At 65.6% G+C, this 19,579-nt stretch carries 15 protein-coding genes; 3 read left to right on the top strand and 12 right to left on the bottom strand.

Features of this window, described 5'->3' with window-relative positions:
• Positions 1-8 precede the first annotated feature (8 nt).
• The 6 genes from D4765_RS09990 to D4765_RS10015 all read right to left on the bottom strand — a co-directional run bounded on the left by D4765_RS09990 (position 9) and on the right by D4765_RS10015 (position 5,567).
• On the bottom strand, positions 9-1,739 hold the full coding sequence (locus tag D4765_RS09990; RefSeq protein ID WP_237280359.1) for an MFS transporter: 1,731 nt from the start codon (positions 1,737-1,739) through the stop codon (positions 9-11).
• 42 nt (positions 1,740-1,781) lie between these two features.
• Positions 1,782-2,465, bottom strand: coding sequence for a response regulator transcription factor (locus D4765_RS09995; RefSeq protein ID WP_136642156.1), 684 nt, complete (start codon positions 2,463-2,465; stop codon positions 1,782-1,784).
• The gene (locus D4765_RS10000) at positions 2,462-3,769 is read right to left on the bottom strand and encodes a sensor histidine kinase (RefSeq protein WP_136642157.1); all 1,308 of its coding nucleotides are present in this window, start codon (positions 3,767-3,769) and stop codon (positions 2,462-2,464) included. The genes D4765_RS09995 and D4765_RS10000 overlap by 4 nt, the downstream gene beginning before the upstream one ends.
• Before the next feature lie 27 nt (positions 3,770-3,796).
• On the bottom strand, positions 3,797-4,330 hold the full coding sequence (locus D4765_RS10005) for a hypothetical protein (RefSeq protein ID WP_136642158.1): 534 nt from the start codon (positions 4,328-4,330) through the stop codon (positions 3,797-3,799).
• A gap of 74 nt (positions 4,331-4,404) precedes the next feature.
• Positions 4,405-5,091 (bottom strand): Pr6Pr family membrane protein, encoded by a 687-nt coding sequence (locus tag D4765_RS10010; RefSeq protein ID WP_136642159.1) that lies wholly within the window; start codon positions 5,089-5,091, stop codon positions 4,405-4,407.
• A 53-nt stretch (positions 5,092-5,144) separates the two neighbouring features.
• Positions 5,145-5,567, bottom strand: a complete 423-nt coding sequence (locus tag D4765_RS10015; protein ID WP_161580406.1) for a hypothetical protein — start codon at positions 5,565-5,567, stop codon at positions 5,145-5,147.
• A gap of 147 nt (positions 5,568-5,714) precedes the next feature.
• On the opposite strand from D4765_RS10015, the gene D4765_RS10020 reads away from it, so the two are divergent.
• Entirely contained in the window at positions 5,715-6,698 is a 984-nt protein-coding gene (locus tag D4765_RS10020) for an aldo/keto reductase (RefSeq protein WP_136642161.1), read from the top strand.
• 135 nt (positions 6,699-6,833) lie between these two features.
• On the opposite strand, the gene D4765_RS10025 is transcribed toward D4765_RS10020, so the two are convergent.
• The 3 genes from D4765_RS10025 to hrpA form a co-directional block, all read right to left on the bottom strand.
• The gene (locus tag D4765_RS10025) at positions 6,834-7,658 is read right to left on the bottom strand and encodes an aldo/keto reductase (protein WP_136642162.1); all 825 of its coding nucleotides are present in this window, start codon (positions 7,656-7,658) and stop codon (positions 6,834-6,836) included.
• 134 nt (positions 7,659-7,792) lie between these two features.
• Positions 7,793-9,001, bottom strand: coding sequence for an MFS transporter (locus D4765_RS10030; RefSeq protein ID WP_136642163.1), 1,209 nt, complete (start codon positions 8,999-9,001; stop codon positions 7,793-7,795).
• Between the two features lie 91 nt (positions 9,002-9,092).
• On the bottom strand, positions 9,093-12,932 hold the full coding sequence (gene hrpA, locus D4765_RS10035) for an ATP-dependent RNA helicase HrpA (RefSeq protein WP_136642164.1): 3,840 nt from the start codon (positions 12,930-12,932) through the stop codon (positions 9,093-9,095).
• A 65-nt stretch (positions 12,933-12,997) separates the two neighbouring features.
• On the opposite strand from hrpA, the gene D4765_RS10040 reads away from it, so the two are divergent.
• Complete coding sequence (locus D4765_RS10040; RefSeq protein ID WP_136642165.1) at positions 12,998-14,620, top strand: thioredoxin domain-containing protein; 1,623 nt, start codon at positions 12,998-13,000, stop codon at positions 14,618-14,620.
• Positions 14,621-14,624: 4 nt separating this feature from the next.
• On the opposite strand, the gene D4765_RS10045 is transcribed toward D4765_RS10040, so the two are convergent.
• The 3 genes from D4765_RS10045 to D4765_RS10055 form a co-directional block, all read right to left on the bottom strand.
• The gene (locus tag D4765_RS10045) at positions 14,625-15,644 is read right to left on the bottom strand and encodes a sulfurtransferase (protein WP_161580407.1); all 1,020 of its coding nucleotides are present in this window, start codon (positions 15,642-15,644) and stop codon (positions 14,625-14,627) included.
• 215 nt (positions 15,645-15,859) lie between these two features.
• The gene (locus D4765_RS10050) at positions 15,860-16,486 is read right to left on the bottom strand and encodes a CoA-binding protein (protein ID WP_136642167.1); all 627 of its coding nucleotides are present in this window, start codon (positions 16,484-16,486) and stop codon (positions 15,860-15,862) included.
• A complete protein-coding gene (locus D4765_RS10055; protein ID WP_136642168.1) occupies positions 16,486-17,778 on the bottom strand; it encodes an O-acetylhomoserine aminocarboxypropyltransferase/cysteine synthase family protein in 1,293 nt (430 codons plus the stop codon). The genes D4765_RS10050 and D4765_RS10055 overlap by 1 nt, the downstream gene beginning before the upstream one ends.
• Before the next feature lie 211 nt (positions 17,779-17,989).
• Here D4765_RS10055 and D4765_RS10060 point away from each other — a divergent pair, with 211 nt between their 5' ends.
• Entirely contained in the window at positions 17,990-19,576 is a 1,587-nt protein-coding gene (locus D4765_RS10060) for a long-chain-fatty-acid--CoA ligase (RefSeq protein WP_136642169.1), read from the top strand.
• Positions 19,577-19,579 lie beyond the last annotated feature (3 nt).

Consider the following 19,579-nt stretch of genomic DNA (forward strand, 5'->3'; position numbering starts at 1 on the left):
TTATGACCCTACACTGCCGAGGCCGATGCGGCGGCCGGCGTCGGCGCGACAACGGAGTCGTCGTGCACGTACTTGCTGCCGCGCGTGATCGACATGACCGCCGCGACCACCGACATGGCTGCCGCCACCACGAAGACAAGCACGAGCCCGTCGTGGAACGGCCCCGAGAGCAGCTCGGGAAAGAACTGTTGCCCGGTGAGCACGGCCGAACTGTTGCCCGGCAGCGAGCCGAGAACGCTCGGCCCCAACAGGCTCTGGATGGGGTTGTACCCCAGAAAGGCGGCGAACAGGCTGCCCACCGGAGGTGTCTGGCCGATCTGCGCTGCGATGTTCGCGGGCACCCCGTTGTTCGCGAGCCCAGCGGTGAGTGCGCCGGGTAACGAACCCGAGAGCCCCACGATCATCAGCGAGAAGAACACCCCGATCGAGAGTGAGCTGCCGGCGTTGAGCGCTGCCCCGGCCATCCCGGAGGCCGAACCGCGCTGATTCGCCGGAACACTGTTCATGATGGCCGTGCGGTTGGGTGAACTGAACAGCCCTGAGCCGATACCACTCAGCCCGGTGATGAGAGCGAACTCCCAGTAGTCGAAGTTGACCGGAATAACCAGCAGGGCCAGAAAAGTGGCCGCGTTCAACAGCAGCCCGACCGTGGCGAAGGCGCGAGCGCCGAACCGGTCGCTGAGCGCGCCCGAGAGAGGGCCGGCGATGAGGAACCCGATGGTGATGGGCAGGAGATAGATGCCGGCCCACAGCGGTGTGTCTTCGTACGAGTAACCGTGCAGCGGTAACCAGATTCCCTGCAGCCAGATGATCAGCATGAACTGCAGACCACCGCGCCCGATGGCCGCAAGGAGGCCTGCAAAGATGCCGCTTGAGAACGCCCGGATTGTGAAGAGGTGCATGTTGAACATGGGGTTGGCCACCCGCAGCTCGATGACCACGAAGACCACCAACAGCGCGAGGCCGCCGATGATGGCTGCCAGAACCCACGGGTTCAGCCACCCCATGCTCGCGCCGCCATAGGGCTGGATTCCGTAGGTGATGCCGGCGAGCACCGCTGTCAGCCCCAGTGCGAACGTGATGTTTCCGGGCCAGTCGATTGTGCTCTTCGTGCTGGTTCCGACCTCATGCAATGACTTGTACGACCAGATGGTGCCGATGATGCCGATGGGCACGCTCACGAAGAACACGGCACGCCAGTCGACCACGGCCAGCAGGCCACCCACGATGAGGCCGATGAAGCTGCCCGCGATGGCGGCGACCTGGTTGATACCGAGGGCAAAGCCGCGCTTGTTGACAGGAAAGGCGTCGGTGAGAATGGCCGTCGAGTTCGCGAACAGCATGGCGCCGCCGACCCCCTGCACGAGCCGCCAGATGATCAGCCACATCGCGCCGGCTCCGCCCGCGAACGGGTCGAGCGCCAGCGCGATCGAGCCCACCGTGAAGACGATGAACCCGATGTTGTAGATGCGAACCCGGCCGAAGATGTCGCCGAGGCGCCCGAATGTGACGACGAACACGGCGGTTACAAGCATGTAGCCCATCAGAATCCAGAGCAGGTAGCTCACGTTGCCGGGCTCAAGCGGGTTGAGCCCGATGCCTTTGAAGATGGCCGGCAGCGAGATGATCACGATGGAGGAGTTGATGGTGGCCATGAGCACGCCGAGCGTAGTGTTGCTGAGCGCGATCCACCGGTAGCGCGGGTGGTCGCGGGTGAACAAGCCGGTTCGAGTGGCCACGGTGATTCTCCGAACAATAATAAGTTGTGTTAGCTCAACTAACTATAACTCTTGTGCTCGGGTTATGGCCTGCGCCCGGTCTCTGGCGGGCAGCTTGGTGAAGATCGAATTGATGTGGGTCTTCACGGTCGCGACGCTCACGAACAGTCGGGCGGCGATCTCCGGGTTGTTGAGGCCTTCCGTGATGAGCTGCAGCACCCCCGCCTCTCGCGGAGTGAGCTGCGGAAACCGGCTCTGGATGCCCGCGGCGGTGTTGATCGAAGACGCAGCGGCAGGCTGAGGGGTTAGCGTGTTCGTCTGGGTGAAACTGTCGATCAGTTTCGCGCCGATCTCGGGGCCGAACGTGGTCTGACCGTTCGCCACGGCACGGATGGCCGACGCCACCTCGGCCCGGGAGGCGTCTTTTGTCAGATACCCCCGAGCACCGACCCGCAGGGCACCCAGCAGCGACTCGTCGTCTGCGAACGTCGTGAGCACGAGTACGGCCGTCGCGGGCCGCTCGGCGACGATGCGTGCCGTGGCTTCGGTGCCGCCCAGCACGGGCATGCGCAGATCTATCAGCACGACATCGGGCCGAAGCTCGGCCGCGCGCTGCACGGCCTCTTCGCCGTCGGCTGCCTCGCCAACCACATCGATGTCGGGCAGTAGCGCGAGCACGGTGACGAGCCCGTCGCGAACAATGGCCTGGTCGTCGACGACGAGTACGCGAATGCGATCGGCCGTCATGCAGGCTCTGCCACAGTGCGAGCCGGCACGATAGCCGCGACAACGAAGTGGCCGTTCTGCACCCCGGCGCTCAGGGAGGCGCCCGGCAGCGCCTCGAACCGTTCGCGCATGCCGGCGAGGCCGTGCTGGCCGCCGGACTGCTGCAGGCTGGCGATGAGGGGCGCCGCCGTGATGAGCGCTGGCTCTGTGGTGCGGCCTGGTGCAGAGGGGGCGGCGGGTGCAGAGGGGGCGGCGGGTGCAGAGATGATGCCCGGCTCGAGGGCCGTGCTGAGAGCGACTTCGACCGTCGGCGTAAGGGAGCCCGCCGCCAGCCTGACGACAAGGTGAATAGTGCTGCCGGGCGCGTGTTTGCGGGCGTTCGTGAGGCCTTCCTGCACTGCACGGGTGAGGGCCGCCGCGGCGTCGGGTGAGACGCTCACGGCATGTGTCGCCGTGATTTGTGGCAGGTGCTCGGTGACGGCACCGCCCAACGAGCGGTGCGACTCGACGAGGGTGACGATGCTCGAGAGAACCTCGGTGAGGGGGAGCGTCAGCGCGGTGGTGTTCTCAGGGTGGGCTCGCAGGGCATCCACCGCCCGGCGCGCGTCGGCGAGACCGGATGCCGCAAGCAGGCGGGCGTCGTGAACACGACGGAGAGCGTCGTCGAGGTGCCCCGACTCGAGCAGCGCCTCGACGGCGTCGAGTTGCAGCACCAGGCCGCCGAGGCTGTGGGCGAGAACATCGTGGATGTCGCGCGCCACGGCCTGGCGGTCGGCCAGAACCTGCACCCGCGCCTGTTCTTCGCGAATCGCGAGGCGCTCGTCGAGCAACGCCCGGGCCTGCGCATCGGCCCGACGGAACTGGCGGCGGTTGATACCGCCCAGCGCGGCGAGGGCGACGGAGCATTCGATCGCCACGAGGGCGAGCGGCGGCAGGGTGGCCAGGAGCGCACCGATGGGCACGATCACGGCGGTGACGAGAGTGAGGGTGACAGCCCGCCACAGTGGCCATTCGAGGTTGGCGATCGCTCGCAGTACCCCCACCACGATCAGTGTGCAGCCGAGCCCGAGCGTCGGTGCCGCCACGAGTGCGCCGCAGGTTGCCGTGAGCCACAGCGCCAGCGCCCGAATGCGGCGGTCAGCGTGCTGGTTCAGCGTTGCCAGAACGATTTCGGCGATCCAGGCCGCGATGCCGATCAGAGCCACGGCGCTCAGCCAGAGATCGATGACAGGTGTGAACGATGTGAGCAGGTAGAAGGTGACCACCGCCACGCCGAGCAGGTTGAGCCCCAAGCTCAGCGGGCTCAGGCGAGTGGTGTGCGACATAGGTTCATTCTCTCGCTGGCGGCCCGGCTACGCAGCTACCGCCTCGAGACGAATCACCCGTGCAGCCACCACGGCACCACGTGCGGCCCGGTTGGCGGCGATCATGACGAGGATCACGGCAGTCGATGTCGCCAGCTGCGAACCGGCTTGAGTGGCCCATACGTCAAGGCCGATGCGCACCACGATGAAGACGGCCCACAGGGCGAACCCCACCCAGCCGGTTCGGCTCTCGAGATTCGGCACGGGGTCTCCGGGCTTGCCGTTCGCGTGATACCGCGCCTGGTCGGCAGCGGAGATCGGGCGGAACCGTGCAATGACACCCATCGCAGCGCCGACCCCCAGCGAGACGACCACCTCGATGATCAGCAGGCTGATGTCGAGCGTCGACAGAGCAAGGGGGCTCGATGCGTTGGCGAGGGTGACGACCCCGATTATGCCGAGCACAACCGGCAACCGCCATAGGCGACTTGTGACCACGGGGCGCCAGGCGAGCTGGCGGAACCCCAGGAACGCCACGGCAGCGATGATGATGGCCGCGTTGGCGAGAAGTTGAAATGTCATGACCGAAGTCTCGCAAGGCGTGGGGTGGGCATCCACCGCCCCTGGGTGGAGATGAGGGTGGAGATCTCAGACGATCAGGCCGTGACGGGCTTCCTGCGCGAGAGCGCGATGGCACCGGCACCGAGCGCACAGATCACCAGAGCGATGAGGATGACGTAGAACGTCACCGAGAAGTAGCCCTCGGCCGAGGTGACGGGGTTGAGAAACGGGTACGGGTACCACGCTGCGCCGGTGACAGGGTCGAGAGCGAACGGCCCGCGAATCAGCGTGTACGCGGCCCAGACGATGGGAAACGCCACGATCGCCCAGAGACGCCGGTAGTTCAGGGGAATGCGCCCCGGAGCGAAGAGCCAGTCGAGCAGGAGGTAGAGCGGCCCGACCACGTGCAGGATTTCATTCGACCATTCGACGGTCTGGCCCTGCGGCAATGAGATGCCGCGCAGCAGCAGGTTGTAGACGATGCCGGTCGTGACCATGTAGGTGACGACGGCGGCGCGAACGGTGGTGAACAGCAGTGGGTCTCGGGCGGCGTCGTTGCCGACGCCCTGCTTCAGCAGCAGGCCGGCACCCACCAGAAGCACGACAACGCTCGCGGCGTTCGAGTCGATGGTGAAGAAACTGAAGAAATTCGTGACGTAGAAACTGACGTCAGTTGCACCTGCTGCCCGCTGAAAATCGACGGTGTGGGCCAGCTGGGCGATGATGGCGACCGCGACAGCGACCCCCACCACGATTCTCAGAACGACGAACAGTGTGCGCATGTGCTCAGCATAGGGCCGCGCAGCTCGCGCGGCCCCGACGCCCTGCCCAGGCGCTATGCCGCCTTGGCGAACCCACCCTCAGCTGCGTGCCGCGCATCAGGTTTGACGACCTGGCGGTCGGCCACGATGGTGTCGTGCGAGATCTTCATGCCGTCGGCGACCACGACACCGTCACCGATACGGGTGTGGCTGCCGATCTTGACGCCACGGCCGATGCGAGCGTCTTGGCCGATGTGCACGTTGGCGCCGATGAAGACGCCGGGGCCCACCATTGCTCCGCGGTCGATCCAGCTGCCGGCACCGATCCAGGCCCCCTGGCCGACCTGCGCATCAGGTTCGACGTACGCCGACGATTCGATGTACGCGCTGGGATGCACGGTAGCGGTCGCCGAGATGAAGCCCCGACCGTTCAGGTGGTGCTTGTAGCGCGAGAGCTCGCCGAATTCATTTTCGATTTCTACGTATATTTTGCTCAACTGCATCTCCAGAGATTTGTACCTTGTCACGTGTAACAACGAGGAGGCGTCGTCGATTCCCTACAGCGGGGGTGTTCTGTGCGGCGAACAAGACCGGCTGTGGTGGGGGGTTGCCCCGGCACCCGGGTGCGCACATAGGCTGGTCGAATGGAATACCGCGAACTCGGCAGAACACACCGCACCGTATCGAGCATCGGGCTCGGCACCTGGCAGCTCGGCTCCGACTGGGGCAACGTCGACGAGAAAGACGCCGTCGCTGTACTCGACGCGTCGGTCGAGTCGGGGGTGACGTTCTTCGACACGGCCGACGTCTACGGCGACGGTCGAAGCGAAGAGGTCATCGGGAGGTATCTGGCGGCGAACCCCGGCCACTCGATCACCGTGGCCACGAAGATGGGCCGGCGGGTCGACCAGGTCGCCTCGAATTACACTCTCGACAACTTTCGTGCCTGGGCCGATCGGTCACGCCGCAACCTCGGGGTCGAGACGCTGGATCTGGTGCAGCTGCACTGCCCCCCGAGCTCGGTTTACGACAGCGACGCGGTCTACGACGCCCTCGACACACTTGTTTCGGAGGAGGTCATCGCCACCTACGGTTTCAGCGTCGAAGAGACGAGCCAGGCGCTCGCTGCGATAGCGAGGCCGGGAACCGCGACCATCCAGATCATTCTGAACGCGTTCAGGCTGAAGCCGCTCGACGAGGTGTTGCCCGCAGCGCGAGAGGCGGGCGTCGGTATTATCGCCCGCGTTCCGCTGGCGTCGGGGCTGCTGAGTGCGAAGTACTCGAAGCAGACGGCCTTCGCAGCTGACGACCACCGCAACTACAACCGCGACGGCAGCGCGTTCGACGTGGGTGAGACCTTTTCGGGGGTCAACTACGACGACGGGCTTGCGGCGGCGCAGGAGTTCGCCGCTCTGGCTCCCGATGGCGTGTCGTCGGCTGCGGCGGCCTTGGCCTGGGTTCTGCAGCAGGCCGGGGTGAGCACCGTCATTCCCGGTGCTCGAAACCCCGAGCAGGCGCGATCGAACGCCGCCGCGGGCTCGCTGGCGCCGCTCGGCGAACAGTTCGAGGCCAGTGTTCAGGGCATCTACGACCGGTACTTTCGCGCGAGTATCCACTCCCGCTGGTAGGCCTGCACCTCGCCGACACCTCGCCACCAGCACTGCATAAGGCTGTTTTGGTCGCCAGCTACGACATCCGGTGCGGTGGTCACAATAGCCTTATTCAGCGGGCGCCCGGGTGTTTGACGGCCGGGCTGCGCGACCCTAGTCGACCAGGTCGGGGTCGCGCCCCGTGCGCTCGCCCGATTCGAGCGACGCGATGGCAGCCAGATCGTCGGCGTCGAGGGCGAAGTCGAACACGTCGATGTTCGAGGCGATGCGCGACGGCGTCACCGACTTCGGAATCACCACGTTGCCGAGCTGGATGTGCCATCGCAACACCACCTGCGCCGGGGTACGGCCGTGTTTCGCGGCCAGCGCGTCGAGCACCGGGTTGTCGAGAACGCGACCGCGGGCCAGCGGCGACCAGGCTTCGGTGACGATTGCGTGTTGGTCGTTGTAGGCACGCACCTCGGTCTGCGGCAGCCACGGGTGTAGCTCGATCTGGTTGACGCTCGGAACCACGCTGGTCTCGTTCGCGAGGCGTTCGAGGTGGTGCGGGTGAAAGTTCGAGACGCCGATCGAGCGAGCGAGGCCGTCGGCCTGGATCTTCTCCAGTGCGCGCCACGTCTCGACGTACAGGTTCTGCCGGGGCGCCGGCCAGTGGATGAGAAACAGGTCGACGTAGTCGAGGCCCAGCCGGGCGAGGCTGTCGTCGAACGAGCGGCGAGCCTCGTCGTAGCCATGCCGGTCTTGGAAGACCTTGGTCGTGACGAAGATCTCGTCGCGCGGAACCGAGCTCGACGCGACGGCCCGGCCCACACCGACCTCATTGTCGTAGAGCGTCGCCGTATCGATGTGGCGGTAGCCGGCGTCGAGCGCGGAGCCCACCGCAGTGATGGCTTCGTCATCGGTGACCTTGTAGACGCCGAGGCCGAGCTGGGGAATGGTGACGCCGTTGTTCAGCGTGACGAGGGGTGCGAAGGTCATGCCCGCAATTATCCGGCATCGGGCGAGGCCGACCGGGTGGGCATCCGGTGCCGTGTCGAGAATCGGGTGACGCGAACCGATGTGAGCGAGTAGCCAGCAGAACAGGCGGCGCCCCGCGGCTGCGAGCAGTGCAGCTAGCTCGTGACGGTGGCCACGGGCTCGGTGTCGGGAATGGGGCTCGCGTCTCTGCCGCGCAGGTCGGGGTGAAAGCGGCGACCGAGTAGAGGCACCAGAAAGCCGAACAGGGCGAGTACGGCGGCGACGACAAAGGCTCCGGATGACCCGCTCGAGTCGATCATGAAGCCGGCCAGCGCCGACCCCACTGCCGCACCGATCAACTGGCCCGTGCCCACCCAGCCGTAGGCCTCCGCGGTGTCGCTGAAGCGTACGCTCGACGACACGATCGAGAACATGACGGCGAGGGCCGGAGCGATACCGACGCCCGCGAGGAAGAGGAACACGGCCAACCAGCCCACGTTGAGCGACAGCGCGGCGATGGCGGTGCCCACGAAGACGATGAACATGCGCTGGGCGAGGGCCCACGGCCCGATGGCGATGTGGCCGAGCGCGAGACCGCCCACGAGCGAACCCACGGCGAAGACCGCGAGCACGATTCCTGCCTCGGCGCCGCCGTGGCTGAATGCCGACACGACGCCGGCCTCGATGGCCGCGCAGGCCGCGACCAGCAGAAAGCCGACAATCGTGGCGAGAAGCACAGGGGGTTTGGCCAGAACGGCGCCGATTCGACGACGGCTGCGGGGGATGCGCACCCGGCCGAGTTCGGGGCTCGCCAGGAACCAGGCGCCACCGCCCACGAGAAAGGTGACGGCGAGCAGAATGCCCTGAACTGTACCGATCTGCGTCGCCGTGAAGGTTGTGATGACCGGCCCGACCACCCAGATGATCTCCTGCGCCGATGCGTCGAGCGAGAACAGCGGTGTGAGCTGCTTCGAGTTGACCATCTTGGGGTAGATGGTGCGAACGGCGGGCTGGATGGGCGGCATCGTCAGCCCGGCGACGAACGCGACCATCATCGTCGTCGTGATGCTCATGGGTACGAGGGCGATGATCGAAATCGCCACAGCGCAGATGGCAATGGTGCCCGTGATGACCGGGCGCATGCCCCAGCGACCCATCAGACGGCTCGTGAGCGGGCCAGCGATGGCCTGCCCGATCGACAGCGCGGCCAGAACGAGACCGGCAGAGCCGTAGGAGTTGTGCACCCGTTCGATGTGCAGCAGGAACGCGAGTGAGAGCATTCCGAAGGGAAAACGGGCCACCAATTGGGCAGCCATGATGCGCGCGACACCGCGGGTTTTCAAAAGGCTGGAATAACTGCTCACAAGAGGTTAACTGTACCAGCCAGACGGTATTCCCGGTCTACCGTGTGGTGCCCCGACTGTGAACAGAAACTGCACAATCGGGGTACCAGAACTACACGGCGAGCAGCTTCTGGATGCGCTGCAGCGAGACCGGCTCAGCGGTGCCGAGGGTTTGGGCGAAGAGGCTGATGCGCAGCTCTTCGAGCATCCAGCGCGCCCGGATGATCGGCGCCGGCAGCACGACCTCAGCGCCCTGGGGCAGGGGTAGCAGCCCCCCGGCGGCCTCGTAGCGGGCGGTCGCGTTCTGTACTTCGATCATCCATGCGCGATCCCGGGCCACTGCGTCTTGCAGTTTCTGCATGCGCAGCTCGACCCCGGCGAGGTATCGCGGCACGTGGCGCAACTGTTCGGCACCGGCGGCCGAGACGAAGCCGGGGTAGACCAGAGCCGCCAGTTGGGCCCGGGCGTCAGACAGGGCGGGCAGCAGTGAAACGCTCGTCACACTCTTGAGGGCCCGTTCGGCGTCGCGCGCCTTCGTGAGCACGGCTGCCACGTTTGCCACCACGCCGTACATCGAGTCGATCACTGTGGCTGACAGCTGGTCGCGAACGGCCTCGAATGCCTGTCGGGTGAAAACGAGCCCGTCGGGGTGGTTGAGCCGGATCGCCTGGTCGGCCACCGCCTTCATGCAGTCGTCGAACAGCGCCTGGATGCCGGGGTACGGGCTCGTCGACAGCACCAGCTTCTCGTTCTGGGTCAGGTGCTCGCGCACGTATGAGACGGGCGATGCCACCGCGAGCAGCAGCAGTCGTCGCACTCCGGCGGGGGAGACCCGGTCGGCCTCCTGCTGGGTGCTCATGAGGCGAATGGCGACAGACGTCTTCTCGTCCACAATCGCCGGATACGCGCGAATCACACTGCCTTGCAATCGGGTGTCGAGATGGCGGGGGAGTTCCGTAAAGTCCCACGAGGTGAGGCCGCTTCGCTCGATGGCGTTGGCGGTCTGACTGGATGCCCGGGCGACGCTTTCGCGTGCCGCCGAACGGTAGCGGGTCTGCAGCGCCGCAAGGTCTTTCGACGCGGCCAGGGTGTGGCCCCGATCATCCACCACACGAAACGAAACGGAGAGGTGTGAAGGAATGCGTGATCTGTCGAAGTCGGCTTCGGTGACCGGAATGAACGCCAAACGCGCCATTGTGCGGGCGAGAGCGGTCAGGAAGGGGTCGCCGCCCACGTCGGCGGGAATTGCCGCCAGCAGTTTGACGGCCCAGTCGGTGGCGGGAACGAAGTTCTTGCGAATGTTCTTCGGCAGCGCCCTGATAAGAGCGGTGACCAGTTCCTCTCGGAATCCCGGCACCTGCGACTCGAAGCCGCCCGGCTCGAGGCGGGGCAGCAGCGTGAGTGGCACGGTCACACTCACGCCGTCGTCGTCGGTGCCCGGTTCGAACCGGTAGGTGAGGGCCAGATGCTGATCGCCCTGCTGCCACGTCGCCGGAAACTTGGTCTCGTCGATGTCGGGCGCGCCCTCTGGCACGAGCGAGTCGAGCGTCATTGTCAGAAGGTTCGGCGAATCGTGGCGCGTCGTCTTCCACCAGCCGTCGAAGCTCCGCGCGGTGTTGACCTCGCGAGGAACGCGGGCGTCGTAGAACTCGAAGACCGCCTCGTCGTCGAGCAGCAGATCGCGGCGGCGCGTGCGCTCTTCGATCTCGGCGAGTTCGGTGCGAAAGCGTCGGTTGTCGCGGTCGAAGGCGTGCTGCGATTCCCAGTCTCCATCGACCAGAGCATGACGAATGAACAGCTCGCGGGCGTACGCCGGGTCGACCCGCGAGAACTGCACCCGTCGTTTGAGCACGATCGGTACTCCGTACAGCGTGACCCGCTCGTACGCCACCACGGCGCCCTGTTTCTTCTCCCAGTGCGGCTCAGAATAGGTGCGCTTGCACAGGTCGCCCGCCAACGCCTCGGCCCACGCTGGGTCGATCGAGGCGTTCGTGCGAGCGAACAGGCGGCTGGTCTCCACCAACTCGGCGCTCATCACGGCGTTCGGCTGCTTCTTCGACAGGCCAGAGCCGGGGAACAGGCTGAAGCGCGTCTGCCGTGCACCGACGTAGTCTTTTTTCGCCACGTCTTTCAAACCGATGTGCGAGAGCAGTCCCGCGAGAATCGAGCGGTGAATGCCGTCGGAGTTCATCGACGGCTCGCCGAGCGTGAGATCCAGCGGCTTGCTGAGCTGACGCAGCTGGCGAAACACGTCTTGCCATTCGCGCACGCGCAGATAATTCAGGTGTTCGGCCTTGCAGAGTCGCCGAAACGCGCTCGACGACAGCTCTCGCTGCTTCTCCTCCACGTAGTTCCACAGGTTCAGCAGGGTGAGAAAGTCGCTCGTCGGGTCGGTGAAACGGGCGTGCAGCTCGTCGGCTCGCTGGCGTTTCTCGAGTGGCCGTTCTCGCGGGTCCTGCACGGTGAGGCCCGCGACGATGATCATGACCTCGCGGCTGGTGCCGTGGTTCTTCGACTCGATCACCATGCGGGCGAAGCGCGGTTCGATGGGCATGCGCGAGAGGTCGCGGCCAACGCGGGTGAGCGTGGGTACAGCTGCGTTACCGCCGGGGTTGATGGCACCCGGGTTGATGGCGCCGAGTTCACTCAGCAGGTCGAGGCCGTCTTTGATCCCGCGGGAATCCGGCGGCTGCAGAAACGGAAAACTCGCAATGTCGCCGAGCCCGAGCGAGATCATCTGCAGAATCACGGCTGCGAGATTGGTTCTGAGAATCTCCGGCTCAGTGAACTTGGGCCGGGCGAGGTAGTCGTCTTCAGAGAACAGCCGAATGCAGATGCCATCGCTCGTGCGGCCGCTTCGCCCGGCGCGCTGATTGGCCGACGCCTGCGAAATGGCCTCGATCGGCAGTCGCTGCACCTTCGACCGCACGCTGTAGCGGCTGATACGAGCCGTTCCCGTGTCGATCACGTATTTGATGCCCGGCACAGTGAGGCTCGTCTCGGCCACGTTCGTCGCCAACACGATGCGGCGCCGGATGCCCGGGGTGGCCGTTCTCTGAAAGACCTTGTGCTGGTCGGCCGCCGACAACCGCCCGTACAACGGCAGCACTTCGGTTGCCGCGCCCAGCGCGCCGCCCGAGCTGAGACGCCCCCGAATCGACTCCTCGGCGTCGCGGATCTCGTTCTCACCCGAGAAGAACACCAGAACATCGCCCTCGCCTTCTCGGGCCAGCTCGTCGAGCGCCTCGTTCACCGCGTCGAGCGGATCGCGGTTCTCGCTGCGCGTGCTGCTCGTGCCGCTTGTGCTGCTCGCCTCGTCTGTGTCGGCACCGTCGTCGACATCGTCGCTCACCTCGCCATCGGCCACCAGGGGGCGGTAGCGAACTTCAACCGGGTAGGTGCGGCCCGACACCTCGATGATGGGGGCGCCGCCGAAGTGCCGGGAGAAACTCTCGGGGTCGATCGTCGCCGAGGTGACGATGACCTTGAGGTCGGGTCGCTTGGGCAGCAGCTCACGCAGATACCCGAGAAGAAAGTCGATGGTGAGGCTGCGCTCGTGGGCCTCGTCGATGATGATCGTGTCGTACTTCTTCAACAACCGGTCGCGATGAATCTCGTTCAGCAGAATGCCGTCGGTCATCAGTTTGATCTGGGTGTTCGGCCCCACCTTGTCGGTGAACCTCACCTGGTAGCCGACCCGGTCGCCCACCTCCTGGCCCAGCTCTTCGGCGATGCGCTCGGCGATCGTGCGCGCGGCGATGCGGCGGGGCTGGGTGTGCCCGATGCTCGTGCGGCCGAGTTCGAGGCAGATCTTCGGCAGCTGCGTGGTCTTGCCCGAGCCTGTTTCGCCGGCCACGATCACGACTTGGTTCGCGGCGATGGTGCGCGCGATCTCCTCGCGCAGTTGGCTGACGGGCAGCTCCGGCGGAAAGTAGATCGTCTCAGCATTCATCGGCCCTCAATTCTACGTGCCGACCGGCCCCGGGCGCCCCCGGAGGCTCGGGTTAGGCTTGAACAATGGCCAACCGACTGGGTGATGCGATCAGCCCGTACCTCCGTTCACATGCCGACAACCCTGTCGACTGGTTCTCCTGGGGTGAGGCAGCATTCGCTGAGGCAGAGCGGCGAGATGTGCCCGTGCTGGTGTCGATCGGGTACTCCACCTGCCACTGGTGCCACGTGATGGCACGCGAGAGTTTCAGCGATCCGGCCTTGGCCGAAGTTCTGAACCGCGGCTTCGTGGCCATCAAAGTCGACCGGGAAGAGCATCCGGAAGTCGACGCGGTCTACCTCGCCGCGGCTGGGGCTTTCACGCAGAACCTCGGCTGGCCGCTCAACGTCTTCGTGACGCCGGAGGGCAAGCCGTTCTTCGCGGGAACGTATTCGCCGCCCGTCGCAGTGCAGGGCAACCCCTCGTTCGGCCAGGTGCTGGGTGCCGTCAGCGACGCGTGGCAGACCCGCCGCGACGACGTCGAGAGCACTGCTCGCCAGCTCACGGCCGCGCTGGTCGCGGTAGAGAACGCAGACCAGGCAGTCGACGCGCTTCCCACCCCGGCACAGCTGGAGCAGGTGGTACTCGAACTCGACGACTACGAAGACACCGTCAATGGTGGGTTCGGTGGTGCGCCGAAGTTTCCCGTCGCGCCGGTGCTCAAATTTCTGCAGGCGATGGATGCACCCGTAGCCACGCGCGCCCTTCAGGCCATGGCGGCCTCCGACCTGCGTGACCGCGTCGAGGGCGGCTTCTTTCGGTACGCCACCCGCGCTGACTGGAGCGAGCCGCACTACGAACGAATGCTCTACGACAATGCGCTGCTGCTCGATGCCTACACCGCTGCGGCGGTGCGGTACCCGGGCGAACAGTGGGCGACCGATACGGCCGCGGGCATCGCCTCGTTTCTTGTCGACGTGCTGCAGGTCGACGGCGGCGCGTTCGCGGCGGCGCAAGACTCCGAGAGCCTCGTCGACGGCACCGCTTCGGAGGGCGGGTACTACGCCCTGAACGCTGCCCAGCGCGTCGATCAGCCGGCCCCCGCGCGCGACCTCAAGATTCTCACCGGGCTCAACGGCCTCGCCATCGCGGCGCTGGCGAGGGCTTCTGCGGCCCTGTCGCCGGCGCTCACCCCTCCATCGTCAACACAGCCGGGCGCGTGGCTGGCCGCTGCCGTCGCGGCGGCCGACTACCTTCTCGGGCACCACCTCCGCCCCGATGGAACCCTGGTGCGGGCCTCGCTGGGAGAGCGCACATCTGACGCCCGGGCGACCCTCGAAGACTACGGAATGTTCGCCGAGGCCCTGCTCGCGCTCGCCGCCGTCACGGGTGACGAGCGCTATTCCCGCACCGGCCGCGACCTGGTCGACAAGGTGCTCGACGCTGGGTTCGCGACTCCGGGCGGCGGAGACCCGGTGCTTGCGGCGCGCGGCTTGCTCATCGACGGCGATGTGTCAGAGGGGGCCTACCCCTCTGGAACGAGCGCAGTGTCAGCGGCGGCGTACGCGTTGTACCTTTCGACGGGCGAGCAGCGTTACCGTGCTGCCGTTGTCGAGGTGTTGACGCCGCTGTCGGCCGATGCGCTTTCGCGGCCCATCGGTTTCGGTGCGTCGCTCGAGATCATATTGCGGCTCAGCGCCGACGCCTGAGGCGTCAGTAGATCGCCGCCCCGACCAGCGGGAGCGCGTCGTCGACCGACCACTCGGTCAGCGACCCGTCGTAGATTGCCACGTCGGTGACCCCGATGAGAGCGAGTGCGAGAGCGTCGGCCGCCGCCGCAATCGCACCATCGCAGTAGGCCACGATGAGAGTCGGTGTGCCCGCGACGGCAGACCGAGCGGTGAGATCGAGCGTCGGGGCGAACAGGGCTCGCAGGGCATCCGGTTTCAGAAATGCGTTCGTCTCAGCGTCGACCAGGCGCCCGGAGGGCACGCTGACGCTGCCGGGAATGTGCCCACGCCGGGCGCGCTCGCCTGACTCTGCGGCGAACTCGCTGGCCGGAACGGCGCACACCAACGTGGCAGCGGCCTCGCCCGAGACGACCGACGCGACGAATGTCTTGTCTGCCCAGAGCTGTGGGCGCTCGGTCGACGTGAATGCGCCTCGAGCCGGTTCGACAGAGCCGGTGTCGATGGGACGGTCTTCGTGGTTCCACTTGGTGAGGCCACCGTCGAGCACTGCGACGCGGTCGTAGCCGTTGGCCCGGAAGAGCCACCAGAGCCGGGCTGCCCACTGGCCCGCGGCGGTGTCGTAGACGATCACGGTGCTGTCGTTCGTCACTCCGACGGCGGCCGCGGCAGCCTCGAACTGCGCGATGCTGGGGCGTTCGAAGCCGAACGCGCCAGTCGGGTTGCTGAACTCGTCAATCAGATCAGCGAAGATGGCGCCCGGAATGTGCCCGCCCACCAGGTACTGGTCGAGCCCGCTGAGCCAGGTGGGGTGGCTGTCGAAGCCCGTCACCCGGAGAACGCTCGCGTCGAGCACCACCACAGAATCAGAACCGATGTGGTCGCAGAGCCACTGGGTCGAGACAATGGGTGCGACAAGAGGCGAGACCATGCGGGGTGAGGCCGTCGTGCGCTCGTGCGAGTGGGCAGGCCTCGCGAGAGGGATGACGTGTGCGGCGATTCCGGCGGTGGCCGGAGAGCCTGAGGTCGTACGTGAATCGTTCACGGCCCCAACGCTAGCCCCGCAGAGCGTCGGGCAGCTGGGTATTGCAACAGAGTGTAATAACCCGCTCGGGTACTGCGGTCGCAACGGCAAATGCCCGCGCACACCCTGAATTCGGGCGGTACGCGGGCAGGTGGTCGATCGTCGTGGTGAAGCACAGACTCGGTGAGCACAGACTCGGTGAGCACAGATGTGACGAAGCCGAGACGCCATCGGGGCTAGCGCAGCACCTTGCGTGCGGTGATCTGGCCGGTGTCGAAGCCGAGCAGGTGCAGGCCACCGTGGAAGCGCGCGTGTTCGACTTTGATGCAACGATCCATGACGACGGTGAGCCCCTTGCTCTCGCCGTAGACTGCTGCGTCTTGGTTCCAGATACCGAGCTGGATCCACACCGTCTTCGCGCCGACCGCGAGCACGTCGTCGATGACCGACGGAATGTCGCTGGCCTTACGGAACACATCGACGATGTCGGGAACCTCGGGCAGCGACGCCAGATTGGGGTAGGCCTTCTGGCCCAGAATGGTGTCGGCATTCGGGTTCACGAAGTACACGCGGTAGTCGGCCGACTGAAGCAGGTACGTGCCGACGAAGAAACTCGACCGAGCCGGGTTCGGCGAGGCGCCGACAATGGCAATCGACTTCGCTGCACGCAGAATCTTCAGGCGAGCCTTGGCATCGGGGCCAACCCAGGTGCGCTGTGATTTCAGCAGCTTGGCGAGAGGAGAGCTGGCCGGAACGTCGCAGGTCAGCCCATTGGCGAACTGCGTGGTGACGGTGTCGGTGGTGACGTTGTCGGTCTGTGCGGCCTCGGCCGCACCACCCGGTGCATCGATGGTGAGTGACATTACTTACCCTCCGTTGCTTTGGCCAGAGCTTGGTCTAAGTCGTAAACGATGTCGTCGGGGTCTTCTATTCCCACGCTGATGCGCACGATGCCCGGCAGAACGCCTGCTTCGAGCAGCTGCTGCTCAGAGAGTTGCGCGTGCGTGGTGGAGGCGGGGTGGATGACGAGGGTCTTGGCGTCACCGATGTTCGCCAGGTGGCTCGCGAGGTCGACGGACTCGATGAACGTGCGGCCGGCGTCGCGGCCACCCTTCACTCCGAAGCTGAAGACCGAGCCGGGGCCCTTCGGCAGGTACTTGAGGCCACGTTCGTAGTGCTCGTGGCCCGGCAGGCCTGCCCAGTTGACGAAGTCGACGCGCGGGTCGTTGTCGAGCCACTCGGCGACGATTCGAGCGTTGTCGACGTGTGCCTGCATGCGGAACGCGAGGGTCTCGACTCCCTGTGCGAGCAGAAAGGCCGAATGTGGGGCGAGAACGGGACCGATGTCACGCAACTGCTCGGCGCGCAGACGTGTGAGAAACGCGTATTCGCCGAAGTTGCCCGACCACTCGAGGCCGCCGTAGCTCGGCACCGGCTGGCCGAACAGCGGGAACTTCTCGCTGTGCCAGTCGAACCGACCGCTCTCGATGACAATGCCGCCAAGCGTGGTGCCGTGGCCGCCCAAGAACTTGGTGGCCGAGTGGATGACCACGTCGGCACCCCACTCGATGGGGCGGTTGAGGTAGGGGGTGGCGATGGTCGAGTCGATGATGAGCGGCAGCCCGTGGGCGTGCGCCACGTCGGCCAGACCCTCGATGTCGGCGATCTCGCCAGACGGGTTGGCCACCGTCTCTGCGAAGATGAATTTGGTCTTGTCAGTGATCGCAGCGGCGTAGTCGGCGGGGTCTGAGCTTCTGACGAAGGTCGTGTCGACGCCGAACCGGCGAAGGGTCACGTCGAGCTGCGTGATCGAGCCGCCATAGAGGTTGGCCGATGAGACGATGTGATCGCCTGCTCCCGCGAGAGACGCGAACGTGATGTACTGCGCGGCGAGACCGCTGGCCGTCGCCACAGCGCCGAGGCCGCCTTCGAGGCTGGCCACCCGCTCTTCGAATGCAGCAACGGTGGGGTTCGACAGACGGCTGTAGACGTTGCCGTATTTCTGCAGAGCGAACCTGGCCGCAGCATCCGCAGTGTCGTCGAAAACGAACGCCGACGTCTGGTAGATGGGCAGGGCGCGAGCACCCGTCACCGCATCAGGAATGTTGCCTGCGTGGATTGCCCGAGTTCTGAAGCCGTATTCGCGATCTGCCATGCCCCAACGCTACCCGAGCGCTCTGGCCCGGATGCCCGGGGTCGACTCCCTTGGTAACAATTCCCCTGCTCGTGGCCCTGTGCAGGAGTAGTTCGAAGGCGGTGACCCATCGTTCTGAACATCCGCATCGAATGGATGTCAATGCACGGCTGCCCCGCAGCATCCCAAGCTAAACTCGAACCATGTCAAAGTCGACCGAAAGAAGTGCCCGATGAGTGCTGGTTTTGCCACCATGTCCGTTGCATCGATCCTCGTTGAAACAGCGAGGCGCATGCCTGAAAGGGTGGCGCTTGTCGTGGGCCCGACAGAGACCACCTATGCAGAGCTGTGGCAGCAGACCCGTGAATACGCCGGGGCCCTCCGCGAGCGAGGAGTGAAACCGGGAACGCCCGTCGCCATGCTGATTCCGAACGTTGCCGACTTTCCGCGGGTCTACTACGCGGTGCTGTCGCTCGGTGGAGTCGTCGTGCCGATCCACGCCCTGCTGAAGGGCAAGGAGATCGAGTACGTGCTGCGCGACAGCGGCGCCGAGTTGTTGGTGTGTGCCGCGCCGCTGCTGACCGAGGGGGCGAAGGGCGCAGCGCTGGCGGGCGTTCCCGTTCTGAGCGTGCTGCTGCCCGACGCAGCCCCTGAACTGCCACCCCGGCTCGAAGACGAGGCCCGCAGCGCCCAGCCGATCGAGACATACGTTCCGCGTGACCCGTTCGACACGGCGACGATTCTCTACACCAGCGGAACAACCGGAACCCCGAAGGGCGCCGAAGGCTCCCACCTGGCGCTGGTCGAACAGGTGAACGTGTCGCTGCTGACCACCTTCGACATGAAAGAAGGTGACCGCGTTCTCGGCGCGCTGCCGCTGTTTCACACCTTCGGTCAGACCTGCACGATGAACACCGTCTTCCGGGCCGGCGCGACGCTCGTGATGGTGCCCAAATTCGACGGTGACACAGCCCTGCGGGTCATGAACGAGCAGCGTTGCACCATCTTCATGGGCGTGCCGACCATGTACATCGCCCTTCTCGACGCCGCCTCCCGCACCCCCGAGCGCCCGCCGCTGCGTTACGGCATCTCGGGCGGTGCAGCGATTCCGGTGGCGGTCATCACCAAGTTCCGTGAATCGTTCGGCACCGAGATCCACGAGGGCTACGGGCTCACCGAGACCTCACCGGTGGCCACGTTCAACATGGTGGGTGTGCCTCCGCGCCCCGGCACCATCGGAACACCCATCTGGGGAATCGATGTCGAAATCGCCGATTCGGAGGTGAGCGATTCGATCGTGCTGCTGCCGACCGGCGAGCTCGGTGAGCTGGTCATCCGGGGTCACAACCTGATGAACGGGTACCACAATCGTCCTGAAGACACGGCCAAGGCCATGGTCGACGGCTGGTTTCGTACCGGAGATCTGGGCCGCAAAGACCACGACGGGTACCTCACCATCGTCGACCGAACGAAAGACATGATTCTGCGAAACGGCTACAACGTCTACCCGCGTGAGGTTGAAGAGGTGCTGGCGAAGCATCCCGCCGTCTCGATGGTGGCCGTCTATGGCGTGCCCCACGAGACGCACGGGCAGGAGATCATCGCGTCTGTCGTGCTGGTTGCCGGAGCGTCGACCAGCCCCGACGAACTGAGCGCGTTCGTTCAAGAAGACGTGGCGCACTACAAGTATCCGCGGCACATCGACATCGTCTCTTCGCTGCCGATCGGCCCGTCAGGCAAGGTGCTGAAACGGGAGCTGGTCGCGGCGTATGTCGCCGCAGCAGACCAGCCGGCCGAGCCTGCTCCGATCAGAAGCTAGGTT

The organism is Subtercola vilae (assembly GCF_004923255.1).
In the GTDB taxonomy this organism is placed as follows: domain Bacteria; phylum Actinomycetota; class Actinomycetes; order Actinomycetales; family Microbacteriaceae; genus Subtercola; species Subtercola vilae.

What these genes read in the sequence shown, in the direction of transcription:
- D4765_RS09995 (WP_136642156.1), bottom strand. Translation starts at nt 2,465, where the DNA reads ATGACGGCCGATCGCATTCGCGTACTCGTCGTCGACGACCAGGCCATT.
- D4765_RS10000 (WP_136642157.1), bottom strand. Translation starts at nt 3,769, where the DNA reads ATGTCGCACACCACTCGCCTGAGCCCGCTGAGCTTGGGGCTCAACCTG.
- D4765_RS10005 (WP_136642158.1), bottom strand. Translation starts at nt 4,330, where the DNA reads ATGACATTTCAACTTCTCGCCAACGCGGCCATCATCATCGCTGCCGTG.
- D4765_RS10010 (WP_136642159.1), bottom strand. Translation starts at nt 5,091, where the DNA reads ATGCGCACACTGTTCGTCGTTCTGAGAATCGTGGTGGGGGTCGCTGTC.
- D4765_RS10020 (WP_136642161.1), top strand. Translation starts at nt 5,715, where the DNA reads ATGGAATACCGCGAACTCGGCAGAACACACCGCACCGTATCGAGCATC.
- D4765_RS10025 (WP_136642162.1), bottom strand. Translation starts at nt 7,658, where the DNA reads ATGACCTTCGCACCCCTCGTCACGCTGAACAACGGCGTCACCATTCCC.
- hrpA (WP_136642164.1), bottom strand. Translation starts at nt 12,932, where the DNA reads ATGAATGCTGAGACGATCTACTTTCCGCCGGAGCTGCCCGTCAGCCAA.
- D4765_RS10040 (WP_136642165.1), top strand. Translation starts at nt 12,998, where the DNA reads ATGGCCAACCGACTGGGTGATGCGATCAGCCCGTACCTCCGTTCACAT.
- D4765_RS10050 (WP_136642167.1), bottom strand. Translation starts at nt 16,486, where the DNA reads ATGTCACTCACCATCGATGCACCGGGTGGTGCGGCCGAGGCCGCACAG.
- D4765_RS10055 (WP_136642168.1), bottom strand. Translation starts at nt 17,778, where the DNA reads ATGGCAGATCGCGAATACGGCTTCAGAACTCGGGCAATCCACGCAGGC.
- D4765_RS10060 (WP_136642169.1), top strand. Translation starts at nt 17,990, where the DNA reads ATGAGTGCTGGTTTTGCCACCATGTCCGTTGCATCGATCCTCGTTGAA.